Origin of the sequence: Desulfoglaeba alkanexedens ALDC (genome assembly GCF_005377625.1) — a bacterium.
In the GTDB taxonomy this organism is placed as follows: domain Bacteria; phylum Desulfobacterota; class Syntrophobacteria; order Syntrophobacterales; family DSM-9756; genus Desulfoglaeba; species Desulfoglaeba alkanexedens.
Window position 1 is genome coordinate 1753380 of record NZ_CP040098.1, and the last position, 20171, is coordinate 1773550.

16 protein-coding genes are annotated in these 20171 nt (G+C 56.9%); 14 read left to right on the forward strand and 2 right to left on the reverse strand.

Features of this window, described 5'->3' with window-relative positions; genetic code table 11:
- Positions 1-57: 57 nt before the first annotated feature.
- Together FDQ92_RS07935 and FDQ92_RS07940 are read right to left on the reverse strand one after the other, a co-directional pair.
- Complete coding sequence (locus tag FDQ92_RS07935) at positions 58-435, reverse strand: nucleotidyl transferase AbiEii/AbiGii toxin family protein (RefSeq protein ID WP_246041624.1); 378 nt, start codon at positions 433-435, stop codon at positions 58-60.
- Positions 432-1238, reverse strand: a complete 807-nt coding sequence (locus FDQ92_RS07940; protein WP_137424073.1) for a type IV toxin-antitoxin system AbiEi family antitoxin domain-containing protein — start codon at positions 1236-1238, stop codon at positions 432-434. Before FDQ92_RS07940 ends, FDQ92_RS07935 begins: the two co-directional genes overlap by 4 nt.
- Positions 1239-1466: 228 nt before the next feature.
- On the opposite strand from FDQ92_RS07940, the gene FDQ92_RS15475 reads away from it, so the two are divergent.
- From FDQ92_RS15475 to FDQ92_RS08010, 14 genes are all read left to right on the forward strand, one after another.
- Positions 1467-2171 (forward strand): gamma-glutamylcyclotransferase family protein, encoded by a 705-nt coding sequence (locus FDQ92_RS15475; RefSeq protein WP_211341210.1) that lies wholly within the window; start codon positions 1467-1469, stop codon positions 2169-2171.
- A 117-nt stretch (positions 2172-2288) separates the two neighbouring features.
- On the forward strand, positions 2289-2495 hold the full coding sequence (locus FDQ92_RS07955; RefSeq protein WP_137424074.1) for a helix-turn-helix domain-containing protein: 207 nt from the start codon (positions 2289-2291) through the stop codon (positions 2493-2495).
- On the forward strand, positions 2495-3040 hold the full coding sequence (gene brxF / locus FDQ92_RS07960) for a BREX-3 system P-loop-containing protein BrxF (RefSeq protein WP_137424075.1): 546 nt from the start codon (positions 2495-2497) through the stop codon (positions 3038-3040). The genes FDQ92_RS07955 and brxF overlap by 1 nt, the downstream gene beginning before the upstream one ends.
- A 107-nt stretch (positions 3041-3147) precedes the next feature.
- The gene (locus tag FDQ92_RS07965; protein ID WP_137424076.1) at positions 3148-6978 is read left to right on the forward strand and encodes a DUF6079 family protein; all 3831 of its coding nucleotides are present in this window, start codon (positions 3148-3150) and stop codon (positions 6976-6978) included.
- Positions 6979-6996: 18 nt separating this feature from the next.
- Positions 6997-7374 carry a four helix bundle protein gene (locus FDQ92_RS07970; RefSeq protein WP_137424077.1) on the forward strand — a complete coding sequence of 126 codons (378 nt, stop codon included), beginning with the start codon at positions 6997-6999 and terminating at the stop codon, positions 7372-7374.
- A gap of 6 nt (positions 7375-7380) precedes the next feature.
- Positions 7381-8922, forward strand: a complete 1542-nt coding sequence (locus FDQ92_RS07975; RefSeq protein ID WP_137424078.1) for an RNA-binding domain-containing protein — start codon at positions 7381-7383, stop codon at positions 8920-8922.
- Positions 8923-9104: 182 nt separating this feature from the next.
- On the forward strand, positions 9105-9494 hold the full coding sequence (locus tag FDQ92_RS07980; RefSeq protein ID WP_211341427.1) for a four helix bundle protein: 390 nt from the start codon (positions 9105-9107) through the stop codon (positions 9492-9494).
- A gap of 3 nt (positions 9495-9497) precedes the next feature.
- Positions 9498-12338 carry a DNA methyltransferase gene (locus tag FDQ92_RS07985; protein WP_137424080.1) on the forward strand — a complete coding sequence of 947 codons (2841 nt, stop codon included), beginning with the start codon at positions 9498-9500 and terminating at the stop codon, positions 12336-12338.
- A complete protein-coding gene (locus FDQ92_RS07990) occupies positions 12323-12703 on the forward strand; it encodes a four helix bundle protein (RefSeq protein WP_137424081.1) in 381 nt (126 codons plus the stop codon). The genes FDQ92_RS07985 and FDQ92_RS07990 overlap by 16 nt, the downstream gene beginning before the upstream one ends.
- A gap of 75 nt (positions 12704-12778) precedes the next feature.
- Positions 12779-15550, forward strand: a complete 2772-nt coding sequence (locus FDQ92_RS07995) for a TrlF family AAA-like ATPase (RefSeq protein ID WP_137424082.1) — start codon at positions 12779-12781, stop codon at positions 15548-15550.
- Positions 15543-15767 (forward strand): AlbA family DNA-binding domain-containing protein, encoded by a 225-nt coding sequence (locus FDQ92_RS15690; RefSeq protein ID WP_246041625.1) that lies wholly within the window; start codon positions 15543-15545, stop codon positions 15765-15767. Before FDQ92_RS07995 ends, FDQ92_RS15690 begins: the two co-directional genes overlap by 8 nt.
- A 72-nt stretch (positions 15768-15839) precedes the next feature.
- A complete protein-coding gene (locus FDQ92_RS08000) occupies positions 15840-16799 on the forward strand; it encodes an ATP-binding protein (protein WP_246041626.1) in 960 nt (319 codons plus the stop codon).
- The gene (locus FDQ92_RS08005; RefSeq protein ID WP_137424083.1) at positions 16789-19773 is read left to right on the forward strand and encodes a DEAD/DEAH box helicase; all 2985 of its coding nucleotides are present in this window, start codon (positions 16789-16791) and stop codon (positions 19771-19773) included. Before FDQ92_RS08000 ends, FDQ92_RS08005 begins: the two co-directional genes overlap by 11 nt.
- Positions 19770-20153 (forward strand): GxxExxY protein, encoded by a 384-nt coding sequence (locus FDQ92_RS08010; protein ID WP_137424084.1) that lies wholly within the window; start codon positions 19770-19772, stop codon positions 20151-20153. Before FDQ92_RS08005 ends, FDQ92_RS08010 begins: the two co-directional genes overlap by 4 nt.
- Positions 20154-20171 lie beyond the last annotated feature (18 nt).

Consider the following 20171-nt stretch of genomic DNA (forward strand, 5'->3'; position numbering starts at 1 on the left):
ATGTCATCCTAAACCAAGCAGAGCTCAGGGTGGTCAAAATTCGGTTGTCACAGATGGTCAATTTTCGGTTGTCACTACGACATACCGCAACGACCACTTGCCTCCGGCGTGTTCTTCAGGCATCCGCCTGACGGTAAAGCCCTCCCGAGCGAAGACCGCTTGAACAGCCTGCTCGACCTTGGGACGCTCGGCGAGCATGCCGTCACGATCTTCGGCTCCCACGTAGTTCAGATCGATGTCGACGGAGAGCCGGGGAACATCGAAGACGAAAAGATTCAAGGCCGTTCCGCCCTTGAGGACCAACTTCCCTTTGAGGAAAGGGTGGCTTCGCATGGCATCGAGCAGCCCAAGCAGGTGAGCGACCTTTTCGAGCACATCCGGTCTGAAGCCCGTTGCCTGCGCTTCGGCGGCCAGCTTCTCTGGGGAGATTTTCATAGTACCTCCCCCCATGCCCGTTCGAGCACTTCCCTTGGAACTACCAGGTTCCATTTCGATACGAGGCGACCGGATGTCCGCTTGGCTCGGTCCAGATAATGCGGTTGCCGGGGCCGCAGATCGTGAAGGGCCTTGAGGTGACGGTCCTCCACCATCAACGGTTCGCGGTGCTGTTCGAGAAAGAACCCCACCTTCGCCCCGGTGGTCGCGTTTCCGAGCAGGAGCGCGTACTCCACGACCTTGTCGAGGTCGAAGAACTCGACCGACTCCAGCGACCGCCAGATTTCCTCCCAGCTTCCCGAAAGGTCCGGACGATCCAGGACGTCCACCAAGGTCCGCTCCAGGCTCGCGACCCGTAGCTCCATTCCGGCGCGCTCTGGGGTCGAAACGCCGACGTGGACTTTTCCCGCGCGGAGGAGAGTGTGTGGGAACCTCGTTCCCCGGAAAACATGGGAGCGGAACGTCAGAGGTCCAAGCGGGCGCGATGCCGAGTACGTGATGTGTGTATAAACCGAGTAAGCCTTTCCGTGAAACTCCAGCGCCGTATGGTGCGACAACACCGAATCCGGCGTCAGCTTCGCGGCGACGAGGAACGGATCGACCGGATACGAATCGGTGTCCGCTCCCGGCGGGATGACGGCATACAATCCGCGGCGTACCCGAACGACGTGTCCGGCCTTCCGGTGGTACGCCAGGAGCGCCTCCTGGGCCCGCCCGCCGACGTCACCATGGGACGACAGATGTTGGGCCAGTTCCTCTCCGGTGAAAACCGGGTGCTTTCGGAAGAACTCATCATGTTTCATTTTCGGCATCCTTGACCTTGTTTCACGTTACACACAACAATACCGTGTTTTTCTCGTAACAATGTCAAGTAAAAGTATGGGTTTGTTGACATCATCACGTGAAACCCATCTAAAACTATGGGTTTCGCGTGCGTGTGTCAAACGCTTCTTGCGCCGGCCCACCGACGTTCCTTCCCGGCCTCCGGCGTTTTCGTGAGACAAAACCGCCGGGACGCAAGGAGGCGCGTCATGAGAGTGCTGATCCGAAACACCGCCCTCGACGGGCGGCCGCTGGAAGGCGACGGCGAGGTCTTCACCGGGGAGACGGTGACCGACGTGGTCCTGGCCATGAAAGGAGCCACGCTCTTTTCCGACCAGCGGGACCTCGAGGACTACATTGACATGGTCCTGCGCAACGCCAAGATGCTGGCCGGTGTCGAGCTTACGGTCCGGGGCGACACGCCCGAGGAAAAGGCCGCATCCTTCCTCGATGCCCTGATCAAACATGGCCTTGCCGAGGTGCAGGACGACAAACCCGCACGGATACCGATTCCCGCCTTGGTCTGGCAGGGCATCGACGCGGACCGGCTCTCGGGGTTGACCAACGTGCTCGACCGGCCGGTCGTCGCCCGGCTGGCCGGAGAGCTCGGATATCCCGATGCCGCGCGCTGGATCGAGGAGCATCCGAGCCAACCCCCGACCGGCTTACGAAGAAGGGCACAGGCGCGCCCTGTGGCCCCGTGTACGGGGAGATTCTCACCTTCGACGATCCCGTTGATCCGCCTTCCGGCCATTGACCGGCTGGAGGGGTTTCACCCCGGCGGTCCCTGCCTCTACCGCCGCGTCCTGGTCCCTGTCCGGGCAAACGCAACCGTTCTTCCGACCTGGCTTTACGTGGTGGGGGATCGCTGGACCGGGAGCGTCAAGGAGCTAACCGGAGAAATTTGGCGCTGATCTTCCCCAGTTGCTTCTGAAAAGCGCTTGACAGCAACTGTCAACAACTGTAAATTATATGATTCATATGAGCCATGTTGGGTCGAACTTTGCCTTGAGACCAGAGAGGTGCGCTTGATGGATGAAAAACCAGGTGACGTACTGACCATCGAAGAGTTGGCCGCCTACCTGAAAATACCGAAGTCGACGCTCTACAAGCTCGTTCGGGAAGGCAAGATCCCCTCCCAGAAAATCGGCCGGCACTGGCGTTTCAGAAAAGGAGCCATTGACCACTGGCTTGAAGAAACGCGAGCAAACGAGCCCGGTTCAGGAGGAGATCGCTAATGGCGAAACCACTCGGCGACAGAGTCATACGAAGAATTGGACAGGCTGCCGAGCTGTACCACCGGCTTGTCATCCTGGTGGCCCCGGCCGGTTCGGGCAAGACCGCCGCGCTCCAGGATGTTCATGAGCGTACGGCGGCTCCTCTGGTCAATGTGAACCTCGAACTGTCTCGGCGCATGCTCGAACTCACCGAGCGCCGGCGGGCGTTGCAGTTGCCCCGCCTCCTCGCGGAGATCGTGGGCGCATCCGCAGCCGATGTGGTTCTTCTGGACAACGTCGAGGTCCTCTTCGATGTCTCGCTCAAGCAGGACCCGTTGCGGCTCCTGCAGGGGCTCTCCCGAAACAAAACGGTGGTCGCGGCCTGGAGCGGAGAAATTAGGACTGAGGGACGAGGACTGAGGACTGAGTCAGAAGTTGATCCCGACTCATCGCTCATCACTCAGTCCTCATCACTCTATCTGGTCTATGCGACGCCGGACCACCCGGAGTTCAGGCGCTATCCGATACGCGATTTTTTGGTGGTAAGTCCGGGAGTGGCTGCATGAAATGGAACCGCGAATAGACGCTAATAGACGCGAATCAAGTTCAATTATATTCGTGTTCATTAGTGTTCATTCGCGGTTGGTGTTCATTCGTGGTTGGAGGCGGTTCCATGAAATACGTAGACCTGATCCAATTCGAGCCTATCGAGTCCGTGGTCCAGCTACGGGACGCCGACGAGGCCGCCGCTGCCCGGCAGCTTGTCCAGACCTATGTCATCTCCGGAGAGATGGCCGAGAAGCTGATCAATCTGGTCGTTCCCCAGCTTCAGTTCGACCGGCCCATGGACAACAAGGGGCTGCTGGTCGTCGGCAACTACGGCACCGGTAAATCGCACCTCATGTCCGTGATCTCCGCCCTGGCTGAAAACGGCGATCTCGCAACGCATCTGAACGACAAGAGCGTGGCCGGCGCCGCGGGCAAGATCAGCGGGCGCTTCAAGGTGGTCCGAACCGAGATCGGCGCGACCACCATGTCCCTGCGCGACATCCTCGTCGCCGAACTCGAAGAGCACCTGGCCGCAATGGGCGTGTCTTATTCCTTCCCGCCCGCGGATAAGGTGTCCAACAACAAGCGTTCCTTCGAAGAGATGATGGCCGCGTTCCACCAAGAGTATCCGGACCATGGCCTGCTCCTGGTCGTGGATGAGCTGCTGGACTATCTCCGTACCCGCAAGGACCAGGAGCTGATCCTCGATCTGAATTTCCTACGCGAGATCGGCGAGGTCTGCAAAGACCTGAGGTTCCGTTTCATCGCCGGTGTCCAGGAAGCCATTTTTGACAGCCCCCGTTTCGCCTTCGTCGCCGATAGCATCCGCCGGGTCAAGGACCGCTTCGAGCAAATCCTCATCGCCCGCAAGGACGTCAAGTTCGTGGTGGCCGAGCGTCTGCTCAAGAAAACCGCCGATCAGCAGGTGAGAATCCGGGAGTACCTGACCCCCTTCGCCAAGTTCTATGGCCGCATGAACGAGCGCATGGACGAGTTCGTGCGCCTCTTCCCCGTGCACCCGGACTACATCGACACCTTCGAGCGGGTCACGGCGGTGGAAAAGCGCGAGGTGCTCAAGACCCTGTCCCTGGCCATGAAGAAGCTCCTCAACCAGAACGTGCCCGACGACCGGCCCGGAGTCATCGCCTATGACGGCTACTGGACGATCCTGCGCGAGAACCCGTCCTTCCGCGCCGTTCCGGACATCAAGGCAGTCATCGATTGCAGCATGGTGCTCGAGTCGCGCATTCAGCAGGCCTTCACCCGCCCGGCATACAAGCCCATGGCGCTTCGCATCATTCACGCGCTCTCGGTCCACCGGCTGACGATCGGAGACATCTACGCGCCGCTGGGCGCCACGGCCGAGGAGCTGCGCGACACGCTCTGCCTCTTCCAGCCCGGTATCGAGGACCTGGGCGGAGACCCGGCCGACGACCTCTTGTCCCAGGTGGAAACGGTCCTGCGCGAGATCCACAAGACGGTCAGCGGGCAGTTCATCTCATTCAACCCGGACAACCGCCAGTATTACCTGGACCTCAAGAAGACCGACGACTTCGACGCGCTGATCGAGAAGCGGGCCGAGAGCCTCGATTCCTCGCAGCTCGACCGCTACTACTACGAGGCGCTCCGGCGGGTCATGGAATGCACGGACCAGACCTACGTCACGGGCTACAAGATCTGGCAGCACGAACTCGAATGGCTGGAGCGCAAGGCCGCGCGCCAGGGATACCTTTTCTTCGGCGCGCCTAACGAACGCTCCACAGCGGTGCCGCCGCGGGACTTCTACCTCTATTTCATCCAGCCCTTCGATCCGCCGCATTTCAGGGACGAGAAGAAAGCGGATGAGGTGTTTTTCCGTTTGAACCTGAAAACCGCGAATGAACGCGAATCGACGCGAATAGAAAAAGAGAATTCGAGTTCATTCGTGTCTATTCGTGGTTCTGATCCTGCCGAGGAATTCCGCACCGCGCTTCGAAGCTACGCCGCTGCCCTGGACCTTGCATCCACCGCGTCGGGCCATGCCAAGTCCACCTACGAATCCAAGGCATCGAACTTCCTCCGCGACCTCGTGCGGTGGCTCCAGAAGAACATGACCACGGCATTCGAGGTCACCTACCAGGGGCGCGCCAAGCTACTGACGGAATGGACTAAGGGTAGCGGGCAGAAATTCGCGTCCATTAGCGTTAATTCGCGGTTTAACTTCCGCGACCTGGTGAACACCATCGCAGGAATTTGTTTGGGTCCCCATTTTCAGGACCAGGCTCCCGAATATCCCTTCTTCTCGGTGCTCATCACGGGAGCGAACCGGGCCCAGGCCGCGCAGGACGCCCTGCGCGCCATCGCCGGACAGAACCGCACCAAGCAGGCCACTGCGGTGCTGGATGCCCTGGAGCTTCTCGACGGCGAGCGGCTCGATCCCTACCGGTCCAAGTACGCCAAACACGTCCTTGGCGTCGCCAAGAAAAAGGGCCACGGACAGGTGGTCAACCGTTCCGAGCTGATCCAGGACGTTCTCGGCGTGCAATACCTCGCGCCGCAATCGCTCCGCCTCGAACCCGAATGGGCCGTGGTGGTGGTGGCCGCGCTGGTCTACGCCGGTGAGGTGGTCCTCTCCATCCCGGGCAAGAAGTTTGATGCCACGGGTCTGGCGCAACTGGCCGGGACCGGCATCGATGAACTGGCCCAGTTCAAGCACATCGAGCGGCCCAAGGACTGGAACCTTCCGGCGCTTAAGGCGCTCTTCGAACTGCTCGGACTCACGCCGGGCATGGCGCAACTGGTCACCCAGGGCAAGGACGAGCCGGTTCAGGAGCTGCAAGCAAAAGTGACCAAATATGTCGAGGATATCGTTCGAACACAGCAGGCGTTGAGAGACGGCTTCCATTTCTGGGGCCAGAGACTCTATTCCGACTCGGAGCTCGCAACTCGGAAGTCGCAACTGGAAACGACGAAGTCGTTTCTGGAATCCCTGCAAGCCTACACCACGACCGGCAAGCTCAAGAACTTTCGCTATGACGCCTCGGAAGTAACCGCTCATCGGAGCGGGCTCGAATCGCTGGCCGAAATCAAATCGCTTGAGGAACTGGTGGCGGACCTCGGGTCCACGGCCTCGTACCTCTCCACCGCCGAGGCGGTCCTGCCTACCGGTCACGAGTGGATCGACAAGATGAACGCCGTTCGGACGGAAGTCCTCACGGCGGTCATGAGTCACGGGTCTCGGGTCTCGGGTCAAAAGGACTCTGGACGCGCGACTCGCGACCCGCGACCCGAATTGCAGCGCAAGCTCGGCGACCTCAAGAAGGCCTACTTGCTGGCCTACCTTTCCATGCACGCCAAAGCGCGTCTCGGCGTCAATGAGGACAAGCGCAAGGCCCAGCTCATGGGCGACGAGCGGCTCAAGGACCTGCAGAAGCTCTCCACCATCGACCTGATGCCGCGCCAGCACGTCTCGGATTTCCAGAATCGGCTCGCCGGATTAAGGAGCTGCTTTGCGCTTACCGAGCAGGAACTGGAAGCATCGCCGGTCTGCCCGCACTGCAACTTCAAACCTGGCGCGGAGCCGCCTGCGGCCCCCGCAGCGACGATGCTGGACGCCCTGGACGGCGAGCTCGATAAGCTGGTCGAAAACTGGACCCAGACTCTGCTCGCCAACCTCGAAGACCCGACCGCCAAGGAGAACCTGAGCCTCCTCAAGCCCGAAGCACGCAAGCTGGTAGACGGGTTTATCAAGAGGCGGCGACTTCCGGACGACGTGGGCCAGGACTTCATCCACGCCTTGCAGGAGGTGCTCTCCGGGCTCACCAAGGTCTCGGTCAAGATCGCGGACCTGCGCGACGCCCTGCTTTCGGGCGGCTCACCGGTCACTCCGGCGGAGATGCGTAAAAGGTTCGAGGAATACCTGGACGGACTGACCAAGGGCAAAGAGCCCGGCAAGGTCCGGATAATTTTAGAATGATGATTGGAGATTGTTGACTTGGACAAAGAGGATCTGAAAGAGAGAACCAAGCAATTCGCGTTGCGAGTAATGAAACTTATTGATTCGCTACCGAATACGGTATCTGGACGCGCCATTGCCGGCCAGCTCGTTCGGGCTGGTACATCGGTTGGTGCGAATTACCGGTCAGCATGTCGCGGACGTTCAAAGGCCGAGTTTACCGCTAAACTTGGGACGGTCGTCGAAGAAGCGGATGAATGTTGTTTCTGGCTTGAATTAATCATGGACGGAGATCTAATACCGCGAAACCGGGTGGAGCCTCTCCATCAGGAAGCGAATGAACTCACAGCGATATTCGTTTCATCCATTCGCACTGCAAAATCTTCAATCTCCAATCAAAAATCGAAAATGGATTGACCGCGAATGGACGCGAATGAACGCAAATTGAAGGGACTGATCCGCAAGGGTGAAGGCATTTCGACCGAGTTCAAAACCTGCCGGAACAGTCTCGGCCGGGATGTCTACGAGACAGTTTGCGCCTTTTTGAACCGGCATGGCGGTACGATTTTACTGGGGGTCACGGATTCCGGAGATATACAAGGCATCGAACCGGATGCCGTTTTACAAATAAAGAAAGACTTTGTCACCACCGTCAACAACCCGCAAAAAATCCACCCACCGGCCTACATATCGGTAAATGAGGTGACTGTTGACAGAAAACTGATACTTCGCGTGTATGTCCCGGAAAGCTCGCAGGTCCACAGATGCAACGGGCGCATTTATGACCGCAATGAGGACGGCGATTTTGACATTACGGATCATACGCGTCAGGTGGCTGACCTTTATCAACGAAAACAGGCCACTTACTCAGAGAACAAAATCTATCCTTTTGCCAAGCTGGACGAATTGCGTTCTGATCTCATCGACAAATGCCGCCGCCTGGCCGGAGTCTGGCGGGATGATCATCCCTGGCTCGGTATGGACGACATGGGCCTGTTGAAAAGCGCCCAACTTCACCAGGCCGATCCGGAAACCGGCAAAAGCGGTATCACGCTGGCAGGCATACTTTTGCTTGGAAATGACCAGCTTATTCTTTCAGCAGTACCCCATCACCGAACCGATCTCATTTTGCGAAAGGTCAACCTGGATCGCTATGATGACCGGGATCTGGTCAGAACCAACCTGATTGAAAGCTACGAACGGATCATCGCCTTTGTGCAGAAGCATCTGCCCGACCCCTTTTTCCTTGAAGGCATGGAGCGGATAAGTCTTCGCGATGCCATTTTCCGAGAAGTTGCCTCCAATATCCTGATTCATCGGGAATACACCAACGCCTTTCCCGCCAAGCTGATCATCGAACGGGGCCAGGTCCGCACTGAAAACAGTAATAAACCCAACGGATTCGGCGCTCTCGACCCTGCCAATTTCACGCCTTTTCCAAAAAATCCGGTAATCGGAGCGTTCTTCCGGGAAATCCACCGTGCCGACGAACTCGGCTCGGGTATGCGCAAGATGATGCGGTATGGCAAGGCGTACGGCGGCGCCGACCCACAAATGATCGAAGGTGATATTTTCCGAATTATCGTCAAGGTGCCCGAATTTGGGCCGGTTGGTGAAGTTACAGGTGAAGTGACGGGTGATGCCACTCCGAAGCAGGTGACCAAGTCAGGGCTGAGTCGGGCCCATGAGGCCCATGACGGGGCCCATGATGAGGCCCATGAGCCCATGAGCGAAATCGAACAAAGAATCCTGCTCGCTTGTCTCGATGCACCACAAAACACGCCGGAACTGCTTGCTCTGCTTGGATACGAAAGCCGAACGGGTAACTTCAAGAAGGCACTCTCACGTTTGCTGGATTTAGCTTTTTTGGAGATGACAATTCCGGATAAGCCCAGAAGCAAGAAGCAGAAATATCGGCTGACCGAGAGGGGGCGAAAGCTGCTGAAACGAATAGAAGGAGGCTGAGAGTGACCAAGTCACTGCACAAGTCGAGTGTGCCCATGATCGAACTTGGTCACTGTCCCACTGACCAAGTTGGTCGCGGGTCAGCTGGTTGCGGGTCACGAGTCAAGACGACCCGAAATCCCTGACATGGTACTCGATACCCGAGCGGAGCGAATATAGGAAAGATTGAGAATTTTGAAGATATTGAAGCTTGGAAGAAGGCGCGGGAGCTGGCCAGGGAAATTTACGCCATCTCCAATGAAGGTGCTTTCGCTCGTGATTTTGGGCTTCGAGATCAAATACGACGTGCGGCTGTTTCTGTGATGTCCAACATAGCCGAGGGATTCGAGCGCGGCGGCGACGTCGAATTCAGACGCTTTCTTGCCATCGGGAAAGGATCGGCAGGTGAAGTGAAGGCGCAGCTCTATGTCGCGCTTGATGACGGGCTTATCGACCAGGGAACTTTCGACGCACTTTACAAAATGGCTACAGAAACCGGCAGCCTGATTGGTGGGTTCATGCGATATCTCGGTCGCGGGTCGGCGAGTCACGAGTCGCGAGCCAAAAACGACAGGAATTCGAAGCGGAGTTAAGGAATGACGAAAAGCGATCAACCGCATACCCAGCAGACAATATTCGACACGGAACGACCCGAGACCCGAGACTCGGGACCCGTGACCTGCCTTGGCATGACCTTCGAAAGCGATGATGCCCGCCGCGCCCACTTTCTCGAAAAGCTCCGCGAACGGTTGCGCGACCCCGAGTTCCGCGAGATCGAGGGATTCCCCATCGGTTCGGACGAAGACATCCTGGCGCTCTCCGATCCGCCATACTACACGGCCTGCCCGAATCCTTTCCTCGAAGACTTCATCCGTCATTATGGAAAACCGTACGATTCTGGAACCGACAACTATCGTCGCGAACCATTCGCGAGTGACACGGGTGCGGGAAAGACGCATCCCATCTACACGGCGCATTCGTACCATTCCAAGATCCCCCATCTGGCCACTATGCCATGTATCCTGCACTATACGGAGCCGGGGGATATCGTGCTGGACGGCTTCTCCGGTTCGGGCATGACGGGCGTGGCCGCGCAGCTTTGCGGTCAACCGGAGGCGGAGTTTAAGGCAACCCTTGAAGCGGAATGGAAAAAGGCAGGATTCACACCGCCCAAATGGGGCGCGCGGCGAGCCATCCTCGTTGACCTTTCACCCGTTGCCAACTTCATTGCCTACAATCTCAATCTGGATGTTTCAGCCCGTGAGTTCAAGAAAGCTGCTGATAGTTTCTTTAAGAAGATTGAGGCGGAACTCGGTTGGATGTACGAGACCCGGCACACGGATGGCAAGCGGAAAGGCCGTATCAACTATGTGGTCTGGTGCGAGGTGTTCACCTGCCCCAACTGCGCAGGCGATATTGTTTTCATGGACCAGGCCTATGATCCGAAGACAGGGAAGTTTGCCAAGGAATTCGAATGCCCGGGTTGCCGCGCAGCACTCACAACCCGAAGCTGCGAGCACAAATTCACGAGCTACTTCGATAAGGCTATCGGCGAAACGGTGCGCAAAGTTACCTATGTCCCGATCGAAATTGAATACACCCTGCCCGGCGATAAGACCAAATACCGCAAGAAACCCGATGCCCATGACCTGGAGCTGATCAACCGCCTGGGGAATGAACAGCCCAGGGATTGGTACCCGACTGCGAAACTTCCCATCGGAAAAATGCGGGACAGCAACCACCTGGCGGAGCGCGGCATCACTCACTATCACCAGTTTTATCTTCCGCGAGCGCTCCATGCCCTTTCCACGATGTGGCGTATCGCGGGAGAATGGCAGAATACGCGGATAAGGGGATTCCTAAAGTTCATGGTGGAGCAGTGCGTTTGGGGAATGACGGTTCAAAATGGTTATGAGTCCTTGGCGTTTTCACGAGCAAATCGAATCTTGAAAGGTGTTTATTATGTGAGGCCTGCAATTGCTGAGACTTCCCCTTGGTATATTCTCGACGGCAAATACAAGCGCCTTCAAAAAATGCTTGTTGCCCACCAACTACCACTGAGCAGGCAAGTCGCCATTTCCACCGCATCTTCGTTGCAGTCGCCCGTTCCGGACAAGAGCGTTGACTACATCTACACCGATCCGCCCTTTGGTGACGCGGTCAAGTACGGTGATCTCAACCTGCTGATCGAGGCGTGGCACAACCTGTTTTCACGTCTGGAAAACGAGGTGTTGTGGGATGAACTGAAGAAGAAGACGCTTTCGGTGTATTCGGATTTGATGCGAAGGGCCTTTGTCGAATACTACCGCGTGCTCAAGCCTGGACGCTGGATGACGGTGGTGTTCCACAATTCGAAAAACCTCGTCTGGACGGCCATTCAGGAGGCTATCGGCGATGCCGGTTTTGTCGTCGCCGATGTCCGGACGCTGGATCGCGAGCAGGGCAGTTTCAACCAGGTGACGGCTGCCGGTGCGGTAAAACAGGACCTGGTCATTTCCGCCTACAAGCCCAACGGCGGCCTTGAGGATCGCTTTAAGCTCGAAGCGGGAACCGAGAAAGGCGCCTGGGACTTTGTCCGTACTCATCTCAAGCAGCTCCCGGTTTTCGTCTCCAAGGATGGACAGGCGGAAGTCATTGCCGGGCGCCAGAATTACCTGCTCTTCGACCGCATGGTGGCCTTCCACGTCCAGCGTGGCGTGACGATTCCGCTGTCCGCTGCGGAGTTCTACGCCGGGATTATCCAGCGGTTCTCCGAGCGGGACGGTATGTACTTCCTCCCCGAACAGGTGGCCGAATACGACAAGAAGCGTATGACCGTCCGCGAGGTGTTGCAACTCCAGCTTTTTGTCACAGATGAGTCGTCGGCCATCCAGTGGCTTAAACAGCAACTCGTCAAAAAGCCTCAGACGTTTCAGGAGCTCCATCCGCAATTTCTCAAGGAAATCGGCGGCTGGCAGAAGTACGAAAAGCCGCTAGAGCTATTCGAACTGCTCGAACAGAACTTCCTTCGCTATGACGGCAAGGGCGATGTGCCGAACCAGATACACAGCTACCTATCCACGAATTTCAAAGAGCTTCGAAATCTGCCCAAAGCCGACGAGAACCTTCGCGCCAAGGGCAAGGACCGCTGGTACGTGCCCGACCCCAACAAGGCCGGCGACCTGGAGAAGCTGCGCGAGCGGTCGCTGCTCAAGGAGTTCGAGGAATACCGTGCACCCAGCCAGAAGCGCCTGAAAGTTTTCCGCCTCGAGGCTGTCCGGGCCGGATTCAAGAAGGCATGGCAAGAGCGCGACTACGCCACGATCATCAGTGTAGCCCGCAAGATTCCTGAGAATGTTCTCCAGGAAGACCCGAAATTGTTGATGTGGTATGATCAAGCCATCACACGAACTGGGGAAACGGGGAATGGGGGAAACGGGGAATGGGGGAACGAATAAACAGTTACAAGGAGTTGAGGGTTTATCAAAATGCAATGGAAACCGCGATGAAAATATTCGAGGTTACAAAGACTTTTCCGCCTGAAGAGAAATACTCGATGGTAGACCAGATGCGGAGATCATCGCGTTCTGTATGCGCAAATTTGGCGGAAGCCTGGCGAAAACGGCGTTACAAGGCGGCATTCGTTGCAAAGCTGAGTGATGCGGAAAGCGAAGCGTGCGAAACACAGGTCTGGATAGAGTTCGCTCTACGATGTGCCTATCTTGAAAAAGCTTTAGCGGGTGAGTTGGATCAATGCTACGACAAAATTATCGGCCAACTGGTAACAATGATAGGAGATGCAGAGAAATGGCTTATCAAGTAATCTCCCATTCACCGCATCTCCCCTTCTCCGTTTCACAGGTAACGACCAGGCGCTGACCAGAACAGGAGGTGAAGCATGAACGAGTGGAAATGGAACGGCTCGCGGTGGTGGAAGTTTGATTTCCACACCCATACGCCGGCATCCGAAGACTATGGCAAAGGGCCAAACCAAAGAGATCTGAAAAACCGCACACCGAAAGAATGGCTTTTGGACTACATGCGAGCGAGGATCGACTGCGTGGCCGTCACCGACCATAACAGCGGGGCATGGATTGACCGACTTAAGGGAGCATTGTCGGAACTGGAAAACGAGAGTCATGCCGATTTCCGACCCATTCACCTGTTTCCAGGCGTTGAAATCTCGGTTAACGGCGGTATTCATCTTTTGGCAGTTCTGGGATGCGAGAAGGCGACTTCGGATATTGATAGTCTCCTCGGCACCGTCGGGTTTACTGGAACCAAGGGATCGAGTGACGATGTCACAACCAGGTCGTTTGTCGAGGTGGTCAACGCCATTGTTTCTGCCGGCGGCATTGCCATTCCCGCCCATGTTGATGAAAAGAACGGGCTTTTCAAACAGACAGGGACGACCTTGCAACAGGCACTGGATTGCGACGGCGTCTTCGCCATGGAACTGGTGGATGGGTCTTTTCAGAAGCCACAGCTCTACATCGACAAAAAACCCAGTTGGACCGAAGTGCTCGGATCGGATGCGCATCATCCTTCGGGAAACCCTGGGCAGAAGTTTCCCGGCAGCCGTTTTACCTGGATAAAGATGGGGACTCCTTGTATCGAAGGGCTTCGGTTGGCACTCCTTGACGGCCCTCTTTCCGTCATCCGTTCCGAGGCCATCACGCAGGACCCGAATCAGCATGCCGACATGGCGATGGAATATGTTGAGGTGAATAAGGCTCGCTATATAGGACAACCGGACTCCTTCAAAGTTGATCTGAATCCATGGATGAACGCCGTCATCGGCGGCCGGGGAACCGGAAAGTCAACCATCATTGAATTTCTGCGGCTTATCCTCAGGCGTGAAAAAGAGTTGCCGGAGAGTTTACAAAAAGACTTTGCAAAGTATTTCGAAGTGTACGCAAGCCGTGATGAAGATGGGTTGTTGACAGAGGATTCACATTTTGCCCTCGTGTACAGAAAAAACGGTGCGCGCTACCGTGTGCAGTGGAGCCAACGCGGGGACGTGGAACCCATTGAAACGGAACAATCCGATGAATCGTGGAGGTCCGAACCGGGAGAGATCACTCAGCGGTTTCCAGTTCGCATCTACAGCCAGAAACAAATCTATGAACTGGCCAAGGCGCCCCTTGCGCTTCTCAAGATTGTAGATGAATCCCCCGAGGTGGACCGACGCTCCTGGGAAAATGAATGGAAAGCGGAAGAGTCCCGGTTTCTGTCGCTAAGGGCCAAGGCAAGAGAGATCGAGGCCGGTTTATCGGATGAGCCTGGATTGCAGGGCGAATTGAAGGATGTCCAGCACAAGCTGGCAGTTTTTGAGCAGGCCGGCCACGCAGACATTCTTAAGGAATACCAGACGCGGCTGCGCCAGCAACGGGCGGTGGAGGAATGGAAGCAATCCTGGGCCGGCGCAGGTGAGCGGATACGTGGGATCGCGCAAGAAATTATTCCTGAGACCCTGGATCCCGCATCTTTCGATCAGGACAAGCCGGAAGAAAAGGATTTTCTTGAAAAAGTATCAAGCACCCTCCGTGAAATCCAACAAGTCCGCGATGACCTTGAGAAATCGGCGAGCAAGCTTGATGCCATCCTGTCCAAATGGTCAGCGGAACAGGAAACATCCTTATGGGCCCGGGCAGTGGAAAAGGCTATTGAGGAATATGGACAGTTGCGTACAAAGCTTGCCAAGGAGGCGGCAGGCGACCCTTCAGCCTATGGTGAACTGGTGCAACGCAGGCAGATGCTTGAAGCGCGGTTGAAGGAGTTTGAGTCGCGGAAGAAGCAGCTCGGCTCGATCCAGAAAGAGGCGCAGCAGAGCCTTACACGTCTTGTTGAGGTGAGACGGAGGTTGACAAGCCGAAGAAAGGAATTTTTGAAAAACGTCCTTGAAAGGAACTCATATGTGCGTATCGAGGTGATTTCTTACGGCGCGCGGGAGACAGTGGAAGAAGCATTCAGGAGAATTATACAGAGAGACTCCGGAGGCTTTGAGAAAGACATCGGCAAGGTGGACAATGGAGAGGGGTTGCTTGGATGTCTTTATTCGGGAAATCAGAGTGCCGACGATTTTGAGACAAAGCTGGAGGAGCTCAAGCAAAAGGTGAAGGCGATTGCCGCGGGCAAGACCACACTAGTATCTGTCAGAGATCAACGATTCACTTCACATCTTGAGAGACTGCCACCCGAAACGTTCGATCGGCTGGATCTATGGTTTCCGGAGGATTCCTTGAGGGTGGAGTACAGCACATTAGGAGATGGATCAGGATTTCGTTCCATTCAGGAAGGGTCACCCGGCCAGAAAACGGCAGCGCTGCTCGCTTTCCTGCTTTCCTACGGAAAAGAGCCGATCGTTCTCGACCAACCGGAAGACGACCTGGATAACCATCTGATTTATGACCTTATTGTGACCCAGCTTAGGAACATCAAGCAAAAACGGCAGGTGATCGTGGTGACGCACAATGCCAATATCGTTGTGAACGGCGACGCCGAACTGGTTGTCGCCTTAGCGGTGCGCAACGGCCAAACGCAGATTGAAACGGGCGGTTCTTTGCAGGAAAAGCGTGTGAGAGAAACCATCTGTGAAGTCATGGAGGGTGGTGAAGAGGCTTTTAAACAAAGATACCGCCGCATCGCTCTGGAGGGTCGCCATGTTTGACAGCCCTGAGGAACTATTACGGAAAATACGTCTTGGCGAGGATACATCACTTGAGCTCAAGACCGTTCGGTTTAGAGGTGACCGGATTTCGGAGCCGAAACGCGACGATTTGGCTGACGAGCTGGCCGCGATTGCGAATACCCACGATGGTGTCATTGTACTTGGTGTTGATGACAAGACGCGTGACATCGACGGCATCCCGGCTGAAAGGATCTAGGCTGCGGAACGTTATGTATATGAAATATGTAACGAAAGCATCAGGCCCCCGGTTCTCTTCCGGTCTTTTCGCATGGAGCTGCCCGACAGTACTGGAGTGCTCCGACCCATTCTCAAAGTGGACATCCCACGCAGCCTTTTCGTGCATGAAAGCCCTGGCGGCTACTTCCATCGTCAGGGCAGCTCCAAACGGAAGATGCCGCCGGAGTATCTCGCTCGTCTGTTTCAGCAGCGCAGTCAGGCACGGCTGATTCGATTTGAAGAACAGCCTGTTCCGGAATCTGGCATAAGCGACTTGTCCGAGGCGCTTTGGCGAAGATACACAACCCGCTCCGATGAAGCTTCGGAGATTGTTCTTCTGAAGCGGAACCTGTTGTCGCGCGAGGAAAGCGGGGCGATCCGCGCTTCAGTCGCCGGGGTTCTGCTTTGCTGTGAGCGCCCGGACCGGTTCCTGCCGAGCGCCTATATCGAAGCCGTCCGTTACCGTGGAACCAGGCAAGACTCCAACTACCAAACCGACGCACAGAGGATCTATGGCCCGCTGGACCTGCAGATCAAACAGGCGATGTCATTTCTGAAGCGAAATCAAACTGTTATTGCCACAAAGGAACCCCACCGAATTGAACTACCGCAGTTTAGCGAAAGGGCTGTCTTTGAAGCAGTCGTGAATGCAGTGGCTCATCGCGATTATGCCATTTTCGGTTCAAAGATCCGATTCTTCATGTTCGATAACCGACTGGAGATTTATTCGCCAGGCGCGCTCCCGAATACCGTGACGATTGATAGCATTGCTTTGCGTCAGGCCACCCGGAACGAGCTGATTACAAGTTTACTTGCGGAAACGCCGGTTGCGGAAACGATTGGAGATGTGGGCAGAGGTTTCTATATGGAAAAGCGGGGAGATGGTGTTCCGATTATCCTATCTGAAAGTGAAAAACTGTCTGGCAAGAAGCCGGTGTATCAGCTTATTGACGATTCCGAGCTCTTGCTAACCGTGTTTTCTGCAGAAATGGAACAGCAGGATGCGGATTGATGCAAATAGCTGGTACTACAGCCCGGACCATGGGCAGCTCTGTCAGGTCATCGAAGCCCAGACGCTCTGGGGTGAGACGACCTGCCGCGTATGGCTGCCCGGGCGCGACTCCGTGGTCCGAATCCCGGCATCTCGGCTCAAACCGATTGAGAGTGCTGGTACCACCTCGCCGGAATACATCGCCTACATCGCTGCTGCCGCGCGGGTAGCCGACGCCCTGACCCAGGACGTCCTGCTCGCGCCCATCGAGTCCTCCGTCATCCCGCTGCCGCACCAGATACGGGCCCTGTCCCGCGCCATCGCCAACGACCGCGTGCGCTATCTCCTAGCGGACGAGGTCGGTCTGGGTAAGACCATCGAGGCCGGGCTCATTCTGCGGGAGCTCAAACTTCGCGGGCTGGTCAAGCGGACGCTGGTCATCGCCCCGAAAGGGCTGGTGAGCCAGTGGGTGGCCGAAATGCGGGTCCACTTCAACGAACATTTCCAGCTTGTCTTACCGGAAGACATAAAAACACTCAGCCGCATTTCGGCAGTTTCTGGTTCCGAGTTCCTGGTTCCTGGTTCAATACAACAACCAGAAACCAGAGACCAGGAACCAGCCAACCCATGGACGATGTTCTCCCAAGTGGTGGTGCCCATGGATTCGGTCAAGCCTCTGGACAAGCGCCGCGGCTGGAGCGCGGCTCAGGTGAGTGAGCACAATCGCGAACGGTTCGAGGACCTGCTCTCCGCCGGCTGGGACCTGGTGATCGTGGACGAAGCGCACCGACTCGGCGGCAGCACCGACCAGGTGGCCCGCTTCAAACTGGGCCAGGGACTCTCCGAGGCTGCGCCATATTTCCTGATGCTTTCGGCCACCCCGCACCAGGGCAAGACCGACGCCTTTCATCGGCTGGTTTCCCTGATCGACGCCCAGGAGTTCCCGGATATCAGCAGCGTCACCCGCGAGCGGGTCCAGCCGCATGTCATCCGCACCGAGAAGCGCCGTGCCATCGATGCCGATGGGAAGCCCCTGTTCAAGCCGCGGCGCACGCAGCTTGGCCCGGTCTCCTGGGAGGATCGCCACCGGGACCAGCGGCTGCTCTACGAGGCGGTCACGGAATACGTGCGAGAAGGCTACAACCAGGCCATGCGGGAGAAGCGGAACTACATCGGATTCTTGATGATCCTGATGCAGCGCCTGGTGGTCTCCAGCACAAGCGCGATCAAGACGACGCTGGAGCGGCGCCTCGAGGCCCTCGAAGAAAGAACCACGGATGGACACGGATATACACAGATGGAGTTATCGAAGGAAGGATCCGAGTCCATCGGTGTTCATCCGTGGTTCTCTCCCGAGGAATGGGCCGACCTGGACGGCCAGGAACAGGTGGACACGCTGCTCAAGCCCCGGCTCAAGGTCCTGGAGAATGAACGGGCCGAGGTGGAGCTGCTCCTGGAGGCGGCCAAACGCTGCGAAGCCCAAGGCCCGGACGCCAAGGCCGAGGCGCTCCTGGAGTGGATCTACCGGCTACAGGCTGAGGAAGGCGACCCGGATCTCAAGGTGCTGGTGTTCACCGAGTTCGTGCCGACCCAGGAGATGCTTTACACGTTCCTGACCGAGCGCGGCTTCGAGGTGGTATGCCTCAACGGCTCCATGGACATGGAGGAGCGCAAGCGGGTCCAAGACGCTTTTGCCAAGGACGCCCGCATCCTCATCTCGACGGACGCCGGTGGTGAGGGTCTCAACCTACAGTTCTGTCATGTGGTCATCAACTACGACATCCCGTGGAACCCGATGCGCCTGGAACAGCGCATCGGCAGGGTGGACCGCATCGGCCAGACTTTTACTGTGCGCGCCATCAACTTCGTGTTCGAGGACTCGGTCGAACACCGTGTCCGCGAGGTCCTCGAAGAGAAACTGGCGGTCATCTTCGAAGAGTTCGGCATCGACAAGACCGGTGATGTGCTTGACTCTGCCCAGGCGGGCCAGATTTTCGATGATCTGTATGTGGAAGCCATCCTCAACCCTGATGTGGTGGAAACGAAGGTCGACGAGGTCATGAAAAGCATCCAGGAGCAGGCCCGGGAGTCCCGGCAGAGCGCTTCCGTGCTCGGCTCTACCGAGGACCTGGACCCTCGTGAGGCCCAGCGGCTGCTGGCTCACCCGCTCCCGGCCTGGATCGAAACCATGACGGTATCATGGCTCCGGTCCAGGAGTCATGAGTTGAAAGCGATGAGGACTGAGGATGACGGCATATCACCAGGCGCTGAAATCATCGGTAAAGAGGGGCCAGCCACCATTTGGCGACTAACATGGCCCGACGGTACGGTCCAGGAGGGAGCCTTCACCCATCACTCAGCACTCAGTCCTCATTACTCAAAACTCGGGCTCGAAGAGCCTCGCGTGCGTGGGCTGGCCATGCGCCTTCCTCCCTTTGCTCCGGGACAACCGATCCCGGTCATCACGCTTCCCGGCCTGGCGCCAGAGATCCAAGGGTTCTGGTCTTTGTGGGAAATTTCGATTCACGTCGACTCAGCACTCAGCACTCAAAGCTCATCACTCACGCGCCATCGGCGCGTCCTGCCTTTGTTCCTGGCTGACGACGGTCGGGTGTTTGCGCCGACTGCCCGCCACATCTGGGATCAACTGGTGGTAACGGAGCCCACGATCCTCCGGCATTTGGACGTCGAGACCTCTCATCAAGCTTTCGAACGACTCCGGGAGGCGGCAGAACGACAGGGGAAGATGATCTATGACGAGTTGGTAGCCGCTCACCGGGAGCGCCTTGCGCGGGAGCGTGAGAAGGGCGAGTACGCCTTCGCTGCGCGACGCAGAGCCATCGAGCGCATCGGACTGCCCCAGGTCCGTAACCATCGCCTGAGTCTGTTGGAACAGGAGGAAGAACGCTTCCACGAACAACTCGGGCGCAGGACCCAGATCTTGCCGGAACTGGCGCCCCTGCTTCTCGTCCGCGTAGAAGGGAACCACGGATGAACACGGATCAACACAGATTGGTTCATGAAAATGAGACACGGCACATCATCGGTTGCGCGATGGAGGTGCTGAATACGCTGGGGCATGGGTTGCTGGAGAAACCGTATGAGAATGCCTTGGTTGTCGAATTCCAACGACGGGGGATAGCCTACCGGCAGCAGCCTCGCTTCGATGTCGTCTATAAGGGCGTCAAGGTCGGTGAATATGTTCCCGACTTGATTGTCTTCGACAAGATCGTCGTGGATACGAAAGTGATCGAGAGAATCACGGACCATGAGATCGGCCAAATGCTCAATTACCTCAAGATCACAGGACTACCGCTGGGCCTGATCTTGAACTTCCGCCGCGCACGACTCGATTGGAAAAGGATCGTGTTATGAGTGGAACCACGGATGAAC

Excerpts from the sequence above, each read along its gene's own strand:
- FDQ92_RS07990 (WP_137424081.1), top strand. The coding sequence starts at position 12,323 with ATGGGGGAACGAATAAACAGTTACAAGGAGTTGAGGGTTTATCAAAAT.
- FDQ92_RS07985 (WP_137424080.1), top strand. The coding sequence starts at position 9,498 with ATGACGAAAAGCGATCAACCGCATACCCAGCAGACAATATTCGACACG.
- FDQ92_RS07955 (WP_137424074.1), top strand. The coding sequence starts at position 2,289 with ATGGATGAAAAACCAGGTGACGTACTGACCATCGAAGAGTTGGCCGCC.
- brxF (WP_137424075.1), top strand. The coding sequence starts at position 2,495 with ATGGCGAAACCACTCGGCGACAGAGTCATACGAAGAATTGGACAGGCT.
- FDQ92_RS07935 (WP_246041624.1), bottom strand. The coding sequence starts at position 435 with ATGAAAATCTCCCCAGAGAAGCTGGCCGCCGAAGCGCAGGCAACGGGC.
- FDQ92_RS08005 (WP_137424083.1), top strand. The coding sequence starts at position 16,789 with ATGCGGATTGATGCAAATAGCTGGTACTACAGCCCGGACCATGGGCAG.
- FDQ92_RS07975 (WP_137424078.1), top strand. The coding sequence starts at position 7,381 with ATGGACGCGAATGAACGCAAATTGAAGGGACTGATCCGCAAGGGTGAA.
- FDQ92_RS15475 (WP_211341210.1), top strand. The coding sequence starts at position 1,467 with ATGAGAGTGCTGATCCGAAACACCGCCCTCGACGGGCGGCCGCTGGAA.
- FDQ92_RS07965 (WP_137424076.1), top strand. The coding sequence starts at position 3,148 with ATGAAATACGTAGACCTGATCCAATTCGAGCCTATCGAGTCCGTGGTC.
- FDQ92_RS08000 (WP_246041626.1), top strand. The coding sequence starts at position 15,840 with ATGGAGCTGCCCGACAGTACTGGAGTGCTCCGACCCATTCTCAAAGTG.
- FDQ92_RS07995 (WP_137424082.1), top strand. The coding sequence starts at position 12,779 with ATGAACGAGTGGAAATGGAACGGCTCGCGGTGGTGGAAGTTTGATTTC.
- FDQ92_RS07940 (WP_137424073.1), bottom strand. The coding sequence starts at position 1,238 with ATGAAACATGATGAGTTCTTCCGAAAGCACCCGGTTTTCACCGGAGAG.
- FDQ92_RS08010 (WP_137424084.1), top strand. The coding sequence starts at position 19,770 with ATGAACACGGATCAACACAGATTGGTTCATGAAAATGAGACACGGCAC.
- FDQ92_RS15690 (WP_246041625.1), top strand. The coding sequence starts at position 15,543 with ATGTTTGACAGCCCTGAGGAACTATTACGGAAAATACGTCTTGGCGAG.